At 57.4% G+C, this 12,796-nt stretch carries 13 protein-coding genes; 7 read left to right on the forward strand and 6 right to left on the reverse strand.

Annotation, left to right across the window (positions count from 1 at the left end; translation table 11 throughout):
* Positions 1-314: 314 nt before the first annotated feature.
* Entirely contained in the window at positions 315-539 is a 225-nt protein-coding gene (locus ACIOWL_RS03630) for an ImmA/IrrE family metallo-endopeptidase (RefSeq protein WP_400381793.1), read from the forward strand.
* A gap of 177 nt (positions 540-716) precedes the next feature.
* Here ACIOWL_RS03630 and ACIOWL_RS03635 read toward each other — a convergent pair whose 3' ends face one another.
* Both ACIOWL_RS03635 and ACIOWL_RS03640 read right to left on the reverse strand, forming a co-directional pair.
* A complete protein-coding gene (locus tag ACIOWL_RS03635; protein WP_400381795.1) occupies positions 717-1,499 on the reverse strand; it encodes an SDR family oxidoreductase in 783 nt (260 codons plus the stop codon).
* 193 nt (positions 1,500-1,692) lie between these two features.
* Positions 1,693-2,946 (reverse strand): glutaminase, encoded by a 1,254-nt coding sequence (locus tag ACIOWL_RS03640; RefSeq protein ID WP_400381797.1) that lies wholly within the window; start codon positions 2,944-2,946, stop codon positions 1,693-1,695.
* Positions 2,947-3,195: 249 nt separating this feature from the next.
* Here ACIOWL_RS03640 and ACIOWL_RS03645 point away from each other — a divergent pair, with 249 nt between their 5' ends.
* Positions 3,196-3,474 carry a type II toxin-antitoxin system ParD family antitoxin gene (locus ACIOWL_RS03645; RefSeq protein WP_400381798.1) on the forward strand — a complete coding sequence of 93 codons (279 nt, stop codon included), beginning with the start codon at positions 3,196-3,198 and terminating at the stop codon, positions 3,472-3,474.
* A gap of 436 nt (positions 3,475-3,910) precedes the next feature.
* Here ACIOWL_RS03645 and ACIOWL_RS03650 read toward each other — a convergent pair whose 3' ends face one another.
* The gene (locus ACIOWL_RS03650) at positions 3,911-4,216 is read right to left on the reverse strand and encodes a helix-turn-helix domain-containing protein (RefSeq protein WP_400381800.1); all 306 of its coding nucleotides are present in this window, start codon (positions 4,214-4,216) and stop codon (positions 3,911-3,913) included.
* A 234-nt stretch (positions 4,217-4,450) separates the two neighbouring features.
* Here ACIOWL_RS03650 and ACIOWL_RS03655 point away from each other — a divergent pair, with 234 nt between their 5' ends.
* The gene (locus ACIOWL_RS03655) at positions 4,451-4,918 is read left to right on the forward strand and encodes a hypothetical protein (protein ID WP_400381802.1); all 468 of its coding nucleotides are present in this window, start codon (positions 4,451-4,453) and stop codon (positions 4,916-4,918) included.
* A 10-nt stretch (positions 4,919-4,928) separates the two neighbouring features.
* On the opposite strand, the gene ACIOWL_RS03660 is transcribed toward ACIOWL_RS03655, so the two are convergent.
* Positions 4,929-5,846 (reverse strand): LLM class flavin-dependent oxidoreductase, encoded by a 918-nt coding sequence (locus tag ACIOWL_RS03660; RefSeq protein WP_400381804.1) that lies wholly within the window; start codon positions 5,844-5,846, stop codon positions 4,929-4,931.
* A gap of 269 nt (positions 5,847-6,115) precedes the next feature.
* On the opposite strand from ACIOWL_RS03660, the gene ACIOWL_RS03665 reads away from it, so the two are divergent.
* Complete coding sequence (locus tag ACIOWL_RS03665; protein ID WP_400381806.1) at positions 6,116-7,801, forward strand: formate--tetrahydrofolate ligase; 1,686 nt, start codon at positions 6,116-6,118, stop codon at positions 7,799-7,801.
* Between the two features lie 72 nt (positions 7,802-7,873).
* Here ACIOWL_RS03665 and ACIOWL_RS03670 read toward each other — a convergent pair whose 3' ends face one another.
* The gene (locus tag ACIOWL_RS03670; protein ID WP_400381807.1) at positions 7,874-9,100 is read right to left on the reverse strand and encodes a CynX/NimT family MFS transporter; all 1,227 of its coding nucleotides are present in this window, start codon (positions 9,098-9,100) and stop codon (positions 7,874-7,876) included.
* A gap of 310 nt (positions 9,101-9,410) precedes the next feature.
* On the opposite strand from ACIOWL_RS03670, the gene ACIOWL_RS03675 reads away from it, so the two are divergent.
* Positions 9,411-10,181, forward strand: a complete 771-nt coding sequence (locus ACIOWL_RS03675; RefSeq protein WP_400381808.1) for a siderophore-interacting protein — start codon at positions 9,411-9,413, stop codon at positions 10,179-10,181.
* A gap of 26 nt (positions 10,182-10,207) precedes the next feature.
* Here ACIOWL_RS03675 and ACIOWL_RS03680 read toward each other — a convergent pair whose 3' ends face one another.
* Positions 10,208-11,131: a hypothetical protein gene (locus tag ACIOWL_RS03680; protein ID WP_400381810.1), complete on the reverse strand. Its 924-nt coding sequence runs from the start codon at positions 11,129-11,131 to the stop codon at positions 10,208-10,210.
* A gap of 138 nt (positions 11,132-11,269) precedes the next feature.
* Here ACIOWL_RS03680 and ACIOWL_RS03685 point away from each other — a divergent pair, with 138 nt between their 5' ends.
* Together ACIOWL_RS03685 and ACIOWL_RS03690 are read left to right on the forward strand one after the other, a co-directional pair.
* The gene (locus tag ACIOWL_RS03685; protein ID WP_400381812.1) at positions 11,270-11,848 is read left to right on the forward strand and encodes a TetR/AcrR family transcriptional regulator; all 579 of its coding nucleotides are present in this window, start codon (positions 11,270-11,272) and stop codon (positions 11,846-11,848) included.
* A 95-nt stretch (positions 11,849-11,943) separates the two neighbouring features.
* Positions 11,944-12,759 (forward strand): helix-turn-helix domain-containing protein, encoded by an 816-nt coding sequence (locus ACIOWL_RS03690; RefSeq protein ID WP_400381814.1) that lies wholly within the window; start codon positions 11,944-11,946, stop codon positions 12,757-12,759.
* Positions 12,760-12,796: the final 37 nt, after the last annotated feature.

Raw genomic sequence — 12,796 nt, forward strand, 5'->3', positions numbered from 1 at the left:
TATTCAGCAGGATGCCATGGCTGAACAGGGATGAATCGGCCCAAACAAGCCTGTAGTCCAGATCTTTCTAATTGCCGTAGCCGATGCGGTTAGCCACGTGTGGAAACTGGAACGAAGCAGAAAAATCTTTGGTCCAGCCGGTGGCATCAGACCCGCTTGATAAACTTATCAAGCTCGATTTTGCTTGATAAGTTTATCAAGCGCCCGGTGGCGGCCTTCAACACCGATCATTTGGCCATCGCAGTTATCCGATGCCCGTTGGTTCGAACCTCAGCGTTGGTTGTGTCTTTGGAATATTGATACCCCACGAGTCGATGGGTTTTCGCACTGTGCAGGGGAGTATCCTCAACACCAATGTGCCAACGGACCGTAAGCGCCTGTCTACCATTCATGAGCTTGGACACTTAGTTATGCACGTTCACTATAGTGGTGACGATATGGATGATCGGGCCAACGAATTCGCGGTTGCGGTTCTCATCCCTGAGGCGGACACCCAATCTGAGCTGAGGAATCTGGCGCTGGCAAATTGCTTCTGGTAATCCGTTACCGCCGGCATGATGGCCAGAAGTGATGACTGCGGAGCATGGCAGATCGATAGCCCCGCATGGTGATCCCGGGTGCACCAGAATTTGCCGAACAGCAAAAACGTCCGCGGAACCCAACGGATTCCACGGACGTATTTCTCCTATTGATGGCGCCGGTCAGGGCACGAGGCCTTAGTACTTGTAGGACTGGCCGCCATCGATTGGGATGACAGCTGCATTGATGAATCCTGCGTCACCGGAGAGCAGGAAGGCGACAAGCTGTCCAACTTCTTCTGGCTTGCCGAAGCGCTTCATGGGGTTTGGCTCGACAAATCCCTTGCCAACCTCTTCCCAGTTCTCGGGATCAATCTGCTTCAGGGAACCTTCAACCATCGGAGTCATGATTGCACCTGGTGCGATGGCGTTGATCTGGATGCCGTACTGGCCGTATTCCACAGCCGAGTTGCGGGTCATGCCAACAACACCGTGCTTCGAAGCGGCGTAGCCGGACTGGTTGCCTACGCCGCGGATGCCGCCAACCGATGCGGTGTTGACGATTGCGCCGGAACCCTGGGTGCGCATGACCTTCAAGACGTGCGAGAGGCCGAAGAACACACCGTTGAGGTTAACTGCGACAACCTTGTTGAATTCGTCAGCGCCGAATTCTTCGGTGAGGTTCTGTTTGCCTTCGATACCGGCGTTGTTGAAGAATCCGTCAATCCGGCCGAATGCGTTCAGGGTTTCGGTGACGTAGTTTTCCACCTCGGACTCGTTGGCGACATTCGCGGTGACCAAAATCAGTTCTGCGTCGGGTGCGAAGGCGCGGATTTCCTGCTCGGTTTCCTTCAGTCCTGCTTCGTTGAGATCAACGAGTGCCAGCTTGCCCTTTTCCTTGGCAACCTGGAGCGCCGCAGCGCGACCAAGGCCTGAACCGGCGCCGGTGATGATGACTGATTTGCCTTCAAAACGTTCCATAATGCATTCCCTTTCTACGGCATCGGGGTTTCCGTGCCGGATATTCATGCAAACACATGACGTGTCAATTATATTCCCATGCTATCTAAAATATTGCGGTGCGTGGTGAACTCGGGATGAAGGCAAGATGTCCGCAGAACTTCGAGGCCCAGCAGCGCCAAGTAAATATCCTGGGTGACGGAGGCCGTCAGATTTAGACTTCATGGTGTTCATCTGCGGGGGATTCCGGGTAACTGCCGTCCCCCAGATCCGGGTTCGCCAAAACCTGCAACGGGTCATTGAGGATGACGCGGCGTGAATCCAGGCGCAAGCGGCGCAGCCCTTCCAAAGCCATCCGGCGGGCTACCGAGGTAAACGAATAGACTCGCGAGATGTCCAGCAGGACCGCGGTGCGTGAGGTGGAGGCTGCCATCAGGTCAAGCAGCTCGGCCGCCGCCATGAACTGCACGTTGCCCTGAAGCGTGAAGACTTCATGGGTGGCTTCCTGGCGAACATCGACGACGTCCAGCTGGCCGCTGCTGGGTGCGAAGAGATGCAAGCCCATATCGGTGGAGAGCCGTTCGAAAACTCGGCCGGATCTTTGGCTGTTGCCGTGGGCATCAAGCCGTGGCGAGAACGCACCAATACCCACCTGGTCGGGAAGCACCCCGACCAAACCGCCGGCAACGCCGCTTTTGGCCGGGATGCCCACCCTGGTGAGCCAGTCTCCGGCCCCGTCGTACATCCCGGCTACCGCCATGACGGACATGACCTGCCGGGCGACATCTTCGGTGAGCACCCGTTCCCGGGTGCGTGGCTGAATGCCGCCGTTGGCCAGGGTGGCAGACATCAGCGAGAGGTCTTCGACGGTGACCAGGATGGAGCACTGCCGGGTGTAGCCGGAGACAACCTCGTGGGCGTCGGCATCAATGATTCCGTAGCTGCGCAGCATGTGGGCGGTGGCCAAATTGTGGTCTGCCGTTTGAATCTCGGAGGCGTAGACCTTCTCATCGATCCGCAGCTCGCGCCCTGCCAGGTGCGAGAAAAGCTCCAAGACTCGGGACACTCGGCTTTCTGCACTGGCGGTCTGGCTGACCAACAGGCCGTGGGTGGTGATGGCGCCGGCATTGATCATCGGGTTTTTGGGGCGGTGGGTTCCGTCTTCCAGCGACAGCTCATTAAAGGCTTCGCCCGAGGCTTCCACCCCAACTGACTGAAGCACCCGTTCCAGCCCCCGGTCCATGATGGCCGCCGCGTAAGCAAACGGTTTGGAGATGGATTGGATGCTGAATTCGGTGAGGTGGTCCCCGGCAGAATAGGTGCTTCCCGTGGCTGTGGTCACCGAGAGCGCAAAGAGGTCGGGATTCGCCTGAGCCAATTCGGGAATGTACTGGGCGGTGTTGCCGCTGGTGTCCGCCCGGAGGCTGTCGAGCACCTCGTTCAGATAGTCAGGAATTGGGGTTTTCATTAAGTCTGTCCTCGTCACTGCTGCATAGGTACTCGGCGGAACGCTGGATGAAGCGCACTTCCAACCTAGGTGTTCACGCGCAGGTCTGTACAGCGGGACTGACGGAAGTTGGTTGAGCGCTCATTGGTGAACTTTGTGAAACCGGCATCGGAACGCACAACAGTTTCCTGAGATTGTGAGATCAGGAAAAGCGATGGCAGATTATGCCAATACGTTCTAGCATGGGGATTCCAGGTAAGGAGAGAATTCATGCCGACTAGAAATGTTGTACTCACCGAACATCAGCATGAGCTGATCGATGGTCTGGTCGCTTCCGGGCGGTACCAGAACGCGAGCGAGGTATTGCGAGAAGGTCTACGGCTCGTTGAAGCGCGCGAGCGACTACAGGCATTGAAGCTTGAAGCTCTTCGCCGCGCCATTGACACTGGCGTGGCAGACCTCGAAGAAGGACGTTTTACTGAGGTTCCACCAGATGGGATTCTGGACCTTGTTGCCAATCTAGGAAACGAAGCTCACGAAGCTCTGTAACCATGCGTTCTCTCATCCTCGCCGACACGGCGAGAGCCGACATAGTGAATGTATTGTCGTGGTCTGAAAAATATTTCGGGGCAACCGCCAAGGACGGATACGAGGCACTAATTGCTGCCGCGCTTAAGAGGATGGTTGACAATCCTTAATTTCCGGGAAGCCAAAATCGTCCTGAACTTGGAACAGATATTCGAAGCTGTCATCTGAAAATCAGTCGCTTTCACGTTCCGAATGATGTAAAAGTCGTAGGGTCTCCGCGCCACCTGTTTTTCTATCGGATCGAACCGGAAGCTACACAAGTAGTGAGGCTTCTGCATGAATCAACGGACCTTCCGAAGCAGTTGCGTTTCCAACCTTAGAGACAAGATTGGGCGCGATAGGCCTCCGTTCAGTAGCAGGATGAAGGCGTCCATCCGGCCATAACTCCGGGCTGGTTTCACCGGTCAAGGAAAACAAGTCCTGAACGAGGTAAGGGCCGAGCGGTGTCGCGCAGCTGCCGACCGGTGTTCTGGGCGATGGCCCACAGCCGCAGCCCGAGCTGGATTCCGCCGTTGCCGTTGCGGCTGAGGATTCCTTCATCAACCAGCTCTCCGACCAGCCGGTGCGTGGTGGACAGTGGAAGACTTGCAAACTTGGAAATTTCGGTGAGATTCAGCGCCCGGCGCGAGGTTTCAGAGGCGAAGAGTATCGCCAGGATTTTGGAGGTGACACTCCTCCCGGCTTGCGAGCTGCCTCCCGCCATGTTGTCCTCCAATCATGGATGGCATTGTCCGTTGAAGGCTTGATTAGCCGGTTGGGCACCCAGGAATTATGCCGCGCGGCATGCTGGTGTGACCTGCTTCCTAGAACCCTGGGCTGAGCTGTTGGCCCGGGTAATTACTGCGCAGGGGCGAGGTGTCTGTCTTGCCCGATGCGTAGGCTGGAACCGATCACCAACAGTTACCAAAATGAGTACCAATTTGAGGAGCACCAACGAATGTCGGACACAGCAGCTGCAAACCGGTTGTCATCGATGAAGAAAATGATGATTGGCAGTGCAGCACTGGTATTCATCGTGGGAGCAACAGGCTGTAGCGCGGTTGAGGATTTCAACAAGTCGACGTCTGATTCATGGGCCGTGACCTATGAAGTGTCAGTCGCCGGAGGAGACACCAGCAAGATCACCGATGTTAGATACCTTGAATCCGAAAAGCGTGGAGAAGCTGGCACCGAGCTGTCTCTGGCTTCGGGACAAACGACAGCTGACGGTCAAGGCAAGGCGGTCTGGAGCCTAGAGAGCATTGTGACCGCAGAAAAGGATGCCTCGATTTCAGCGGTTCCAGGCAAGGGAGCCACCGCGACGTGCCGAATTCTGCTTGATGGGGTCAAGGAAATAGCAGTCGAGACCTCGGCGCCGGGCGAGCGGGTTCAGTGCGCTGCGAACACTCCTGCGTTCTCTAAATAGCTCGCCAAAATCAGTTGATCAGCTCGTCTGCTATCAGCCGGTAGGCATTCAAGCGGTCTGCCGGGTCGCTGGTCAAGGTGTTTAGCATCAGCTCATCGGCACCGTGTGTTTCGGCAAGAGCTAGCAGTTGGGTGCGAACGCGGGCAGGCGTTCCAACAACCAAAGATTGGCTACGCTGTTCGGCGCGTGCGCGCTCGGAATCGCTCCAGTGGTACCCGGCAGTGGCCTTCAACGACGGGATCGGTCCATCCTGACCGAAGTCTTTGCGCACACGCCAGAGCAGCAAGGCTTCGGCCAGCGCGTGGGCGCGTCCCTCAGTTTCAGCGGTAACGAAGCGTACCGCCAAGGTTGTATGCGCCCGGTGGCCTGCGTGTGCGGCGGCTTCACGGTATGCGGCAGTTGCCGCTTCGCCACCGGCAGGTCGCAGAAAGTGGCCATGGACGTACCCTGCTCCCAAGGTGCCCGGAAGCGGAGCGCTGGACCCGCCGGCTCCCAGCACCCAGACACCTCCCACCGGCTCGTCATTTGAGGTTGCGTGGGACGCTCCAAGCTCTTGCACAAGCGAGGCGATTTTCGCTGCGTAGTTCGGATCGCTCAGTGCAGCACGGCCCACCCCGGTATCAACCCGGTCCGGGTGCACTGCTAAAAGCAGTCCCATCGTTTCGATAACCTTATGCGCCGGGTAATACGGCAAAAGAATAGCGCCGGTGCCAACCCTGATCCTGCTGGTTCGTTCCAAGGCAAGCGCTGCCATCATTTCCGGGGCTGCGCTGGCAAACGATGTCGAGTTGTGGTGCTCGGCAAACCAGATACGGTGATAACCCAACGCTTCGGCATCTTGAGCCAGTTGCAAGCCGCTGGACAGCGCGGCAGACCGGGTGGATGTGTGCTGGGTGAGCGGAACCTGGTCAAGGATTGAAAGTTTCATGAGGCGAGGAAGCCAACCAAGATGGTTGCGTTTTTGTTCAGGGGCATGGTGCTCACTCTTTCACGATTGATTTCTCCGGCACTGAGCATATCGTGTTGCACAAACAGCTCCACACCTAACCGTACAGATCAAACGGACACGGGATGCGCACGAGGGTTTGCAAGCATCCGGCATCGGGGTGATGGTAGCTTGAAGCATGATCGGGAAAAACCATCAGGTTTGTTTTTGATCATTTCCCGGAGTACTGGAAGCCAGATAGGGGACATACGATGTCTGAAACCACAGCATCAGATATGAGCGATCTTGCGATAGCCTCGCGTGCGGTGCTCAAACCAATCATGCAGATCGCCAGTTCGGCCGGAATTCCGCACGACGCAGTAGAACCCTATGGCAGGTATAAAGCCAAGATTGATCCGTCGTTGCTACCTGCACGCAACGAAACCTTGGGAAAAGTCGTGTTGGTCAGCGCCATGTCCCCAACACCTGCAGGTGAAGGCAAATCCACGGTGACGGTGGGACTGGGGGATGCACTGGCGGCCACCGGGACAAAAACCATGATTGCCCTGCGCGAACCATCGGTGGGACCAAGCTTCGGAATGAAGGGAGGAGCCACCGGTGGCGGGTACTCCCAAGTGCTGCCGATGGATGAGATCAACTTGCACTTCACCGGCGACTTCCATGCCATCACCAGCGCCAACAACCTGCTCATGGCACTGATTGACAACCACCTGCACCAGGGAAATGCGTTGGGGATCGACCCGAGACGTATCACCTTCAAACGAGTCCTGGACATGAATGACCGCGCGCTGCGCCATGTGGTGATCGGTCTGGGCACTCCAGCCGACGGGATTCCACGAGAAACAGGGTTCGAGATCACCGCCGCCTCGGAGGTGATGGCGGTCTTCTGCCTGGCGACCAGCCTTGAAGACTTACGGGCTCGGCTTGGCCGAATGACCGTAGGCTACTCGTACAACAAAACCCCGGTGACCGTTGACGACCTGGGAGCTGCCGGTGCCATGAGCCTGCTGCTCAAGGAAGCAATCAAACCCAATCTGGTTCAGACCATTGGCGGTACCCCGGCCTTTATCCATGGTGGACCGTTCGCCAACATTGCCCACGGATGCAACTCGGTGATTGCAACTAATACCGCCCGGGCGCTCGCCGACGTGGTGGTGACCGAAGCAGGGTTCGGCACCGATTTAGGTGCCGAGAAGTTTATGGATATCAAGGCAAGAAATGCTGGATGTGCGCCTGCGACCGTGGTGATTGTGGCAACCATACGTGCGCTGAAAATGCATGGGGGAGTATCCAAGGACCTGTTGCAACAAGAGAACGTTGACGCGGTTACCGCAGGGCTTCCGAACTTGGCACGGCATGCCGCGAACATTTCAAAGTTCGGAATTCAGCCGGTGATTGCGATCAACCGCTTCACTACGGATACCGAGACTGAGCTGTCTGTGGTCACTGGTTGGGCTGCTGAGCATGGCATTGAGTGTGCCGTGGCTGACGTTTGGGGCCAGGGCGGTGCCGGAGCGGAGGACCTGGCTGCCGCCGTCTTGCGGGCTATTGAGGCACCGGCTGAGTACTCTCCGCTGTATGAGCTGGCACTTCCTATCGAAGAAAAGGTCTCCACCGTGGTGCGTGAGATGTATGGTGCCAGCGGAGTTGAATACTCCACCAGCGCCAAACGCATGCTGGAGCAGATCCATGACAACGGTTGGGACAACTTGCCGGTATGCATAGCCAAAACCCAGTATTCGTTCTCTGATGACCCGAAACTTTTGGGTGATCCCGGTGGATTCACTTTGCAGGTCCGGGAGCTGATTCCTAAAACCGGTGCTGGGTTCATCGTGGCCATTACCGGAGCTCTCACCACCATGCCCGGACTTCCCAAAGTGCCGGCGGCGATGAATATGGACGTGGATGAGTACGGTGACGCGGTAGGGCTGTCGTAGGAACAAACACGGAACCTCTTACTCTAGGGATATATCAAGAACGTCCCGATTCCGGCAAGCATCGGGTATTCATCAGTGCGCAGTGGTGGAACCGAAAGGCGAATTTCGCCGTGCCAGCAAGACCGTGAGCAGGATGCCGAGCCCCGCGAACGCTGATGTCAGTATCCAGGTGAAGTTCCAGCCGCCGGTGAGCGTTGCAACGCTTGCCAGGAGCATTGGGCCGGTGAAGTTTCCGATGTTGAAGATTTGTTGGATGAGGCCCATGGAGGCAGGTGCAGAACCGCCGGCCGGTGCCAGATCAACGGCGACTCGGGTCATGGTGGTAGGGATTGTTGCGCCGCAAACAGAAAATAGCCCAACGGCAATCATCTGAATCCATAACAAGTGTTGCGGGTAGTCGAAAACGAAGGTCAGCGTGGAAGTGACTGCCATCAGCACAAAGCCCACCAGCAGCATAGTTTTGCCGTTGATTCCGCGGTGAAGCAGTGAACCGCTGATGATTGCACCGACCGCGTTCAGGCCGCCAACCACCGCAGTGATCAGTCCACCGGAAACAGGAGAGAGTCCGAAACCCTCATAGATGGTGGGAAGAAAACCGACAACCGCCATCCACTGCACGGTGTAGCAGCCGAAGATCAGACCGCTGACCCAGACACGTCCGGAATTTGCGGTGATGCCGATACGCTGTGCGGCTTCGCGCATGCCAGATGCTCCTGCCGGAGCATCTGGACCCACGAACTTGAAAACCAACGGAATGGGTACGAGTGTCAGTGCGGCGAGGAGCCACCACCAGGTGCTCCATGACAAGTGTTGCAAGACTAACGCTGTACTGAAGACTCCGATGAACGTGGCCATTCCCATGTATGCCGCCCACCAGCCGACGGCCATGTTGAGGTTTTTCAGTGGAGCATGCAGGCGTACCAGTCCAGGACCCATCACCGTAGTCATGATGACTCCGGCGCCTTCGAGCATGCGGGTAGCCAGCAGCACGTAGGCATCTTGTGACGCACCGCCAAGTGCCGAGCCGAGGGCAAGTAACAACAGGCCCAACACTAGGGTTCTGCGCTGTGAAATGACTTCTGAAAGCAGCGAGACCGCCAAGCCTCCGACCATGCCGGCTACCTGAACTACACCCAACAACGTTCCAGCAAAAAGTAGAGAGAAGCCCAATTGTTCTTGGATCACCGGGAGCGCCGGAGACAGTTTCCAAATATGCAGGCCGGCAACTACCCCGGAAAGCACAATGATGATCCACGCGATATTTGTGCGTTGTTGACCGTATGACGTTGCTGCGGACACCTGCAGAATTCCTCCTTCACGCATGACCTGCGTCAGAATTTATGACGATACGGCCACATGGGATTGTTCCATGCATTGACTGACACTCTGGTGTAGGTGTCATTGAATAAGAATTTGTGTCTGAGCGTCAGCACGTAGAACATGCCAAGACAAAATATGTCGCACGGCGGACAATTCTTGCGCAGCCACGGTATAAGGGTAGGCCGGGAGTCGGATGCTCGCCTAGCATCACTGATGTACCCCGCGTAGGTCTCCATGAATTGTTCAGGGGATTGATGCGCCACAAGCGACGTCCCGAAAAGAGCAGTACATGACATTCTGCAAACCAGCTCAGGTGATTTCGAGCGAAAAGCTGAGCCCTTCGCTCAAACGGATTCGCCTGCGTCTTGTCGGCAACTGGAAGTGGCACGTCAATGGTCTTGGCGACGAACGGATAGATATCAGTTTCCCGCTACCGGGGGAGACTGTTGCAGATTTTGAGTACTTCAACCGGCCGGATTATGGTCAGCCAGCTGACGAGCCGGGGCCACCATGGAGGCACTACACCGTGCGCGCGGTACATGACGGCGGCAAAGAAATTGATGTTGATTTTGTCCTTCATGACGGTGGGATAGCTTCAAGCTGGGCCGAGCGGGCTGAGCCCGGACACATTGTTGGGCTCTTTGCCGGATCGGAGCACCCTCGCGCCTACTATGCGCCCCCGGCCCAGCACGATTGGCAGCTATTGGTCGCGGACGCGACAGGCCTGCCCGGCCTGGCACGTATTCTTGAAGACCTTCCCGCCGGGCTAAGCGTTCAGGCTGTTGCCGAGGTGCCAACCGAGGAAGACCAATTGCCCTTGAAATCTCCGGCCACTATCCAGTGGACGTGGCTTGTGGGATCCGGTGGACTGGACTCTCAGCTTCCCGAGGCAGTCGCCCAGCTGCAGTTGCCTGCAGGGGACGGGTACGCCTGGGTCGCTTGTGAGGCCGCAGCCGCACGGCGTATTCGAAGCACCTTGCGCAAGCAGCACGGCATGCCCCGGGACAGCCACCGCGCGGTGGGTTACTGGACCGCCGGCCGTGAAGGCCACGTCGACTGATCCCGTTTCTGACCTGCCAGCCAAGGTCAGGCAGGTGCTTGGAGGCGTTGGAGCTGATCCGTAAGATCAGCTAGCCGCATGAGCGAACCGGTGGTCACAACCGTGCCCGGGTTGTGTTCACGAAGAGCCAACGCCGCGGCAGCGGTAAACCAGGCGGTGGCACGCGATTGGCCATGTCCGCTGGTGTGCAGCTGCATGCCGTTGCGTCGGTTATGCAAGGTGAGGCTCCAACGATCTGAGCCCATGGCTGGCACCCGCTGCATAAGCGAAGACAGGGAAGGGATCTTCCCTACCATCCGCAGGGCAAAGGTGGTCAATCGGTCGCCTACCGCGAGATAACTGCGAACATTGACGGCAAGTTGATCACCGGTGAGCAGATGGTCTGGAAAGTCTGTCCGTAGATATGTCCGTGGCCCGGTAGGCGAAAACAAGGTTCGTGTCTCAGTAAAATTCCGGATCTTCCCGCCCTCCGGTGGAGCATAGATTTCTTGCCCAGCTAGGGAAGCTGTCCATTGGACAGCTGCCGGCCCGTGATGTTCTCCGGTTCCGAGGATGACCGCAAGATCTAGATCGTCCCCCGGTTCATGCGGCAGTTCATGGATCATCAAGGTGCTGAGCCCGGGGATGAGTCCAGCACCCAAGAGTACGCTGTGTCCCTTTGTCGCCTGATCTGCAAGCTGGGCCAAGTAGCTCGCGGTGGCAGAGACCTCCACAAAAGGCACGGGCGAAACTGCCGTCAAGAGATCTGGGTCTTCCACCCCTGAAGCGTTGATGATGAGCCCGTATTCCGGCGCCAAGGTACGCAGCTGCGAGAAGCCAGCAGTGCTTGCCAGATCTACGCGGATACCTTGACGGCGTCCGGTGATATCAACTTGATGACCTTCCTTGCGGAGCTCCTGAGTTATGCCGGAACCAACGGCTCCCGTTCCTCCGAGGATAAGAATTTTCATTTGGTAGGACTCTCCATTTCGCGATGCTGCTTGGTGGGATGCAACGCTCGGAAGATTTCCAAACGTTCGTTTGGAAAGAATCTAACCCGTTGAAACGAAATTTACAAACGATCGTTTGGAATCGGCTACGCTTGAGTCATGGCATGGGATACCGAGAAGACAAAAAGGCTCTTGCTGGACGCTGGTGCCCGGCAGTTCGCCGCCCGCGGATTTTCCGGCGCGCATATGGAGGCCATTGGGCGCGACGCCGGGGTGAACAAAGAGCGGATCTATCAGTACTTCGGGAACAAACAAGGGTTCTTTGATGCGGTGCTATCCGACTCCCTCGGTGATTTTTTCCAGGGCAGCGGCCCGGTAGGCCGTGGGGTCGAAGCTGTTGGCGACTACGCTGTGGCAGTCTTTGACCAGTTGGAGCAATATGAACAGTTGGCACGACTGTTGGCATGGGAAAGTCTTGAACTTGCTGGACCGGCAAACGCTGACGCCAGGGCCTTGGGGTGCGCAGCCCGAGTGGACGAGATGCAGCAAGCGCTGCCGGGAGCAAGCTCGGAGCCTGCCGCCCAATTGCTCTTCAGTATCGTGGCGCTGGCGGTCAGCTCGTGCACGTTGAGCCACGCTGCTGAGCTCATTCTCGGACCGGCCGGTGTGCAAGCCCGCCGGGAGCACCTTCGACTGCAGGCGCGCGCGTTGGCTGAGGCCGCCGTTGCCGCTGGCTAGCCGGCAACGCCATGGCATTTGAGGACATGTTCATAGCCGATTTTCCGTGATGCGATAAGATTAGCCTGCCCTAATGTTTGTTTGCTAGGAATCGCATGTCACTGTTGAGTTCGTCGCCGCGAGAGGTCCTGCCTCAGGTACCCGCCGTGTTTAGACCTGATCGTGAGGTGCCCGAATCCTACCTCTTGGCTACGGACATCCGGGACCTTAGCCGGCAGACCCATTGGGATTCTCACCGCCACGCTGAACATGAACTCATCTGGTCCGTGCGCGGTACCGTGACCATGTTCGTGGAAGGACGCCGTTGGAGCGTCACCCCCGGTGTCGGCCTGTGGATTCCTGGCGGGATGGTCCATGAAGGTTATGCCCAACGGGACACCGCTGTACGGATCACCTATTTCAGCCCAGAAATGTGGAGCAAAGACTGGACGTCTCCCTGCCCGGTCACCATTCACCCGGCATTGCGCGAGCTGTTGGTCCACCTGAAAACCGCGCAACTCTCCGAACGGGACCGCCAACGAGCGCAGCAGGTCTGCATCGACATGCTGAATGTCGCGCATACCGTTGAGCTTGATGTCCCACTGCTCCGCGACCCACGGGTGACCCCGTTGGTGAACACTGTGCTTTATGACCCGGCAGATGACCGGCCACTGGAACAGTGGGCCGTAGATCTGAATATGACCTCACGGACGTTATCCCGGGTATTCGCTGCGGAGATTTCAATGAGCTTCACCCGGTGGCGCAGGCTCGTGCGGATGCGCGAAGCCATGGCTCTTTTGGGAGACGGAATGAACGTGAAACAGGTGTCCCGCCGGGTCGGATACAGCACCACCAGTGCATTTGTCGCGGCATTCCGCAAAGTCACCGGTTATACCCCCGGGAACATGTATGACCAGCTAGGCCTGGATTAATCCCCACGGAAAAGGGGATCAATCCGGATCTTGTCCG

Source organism: Glutamicibacter sp. NPDC087344, from assembly GCF_044744225.1.
In the GTDB taxonomy this organism is placed as follows: Bacteria; Actinomycetota; Actinomycetes; order Actinomycetales; family Micrococcaceae; genus Glutamicibacter.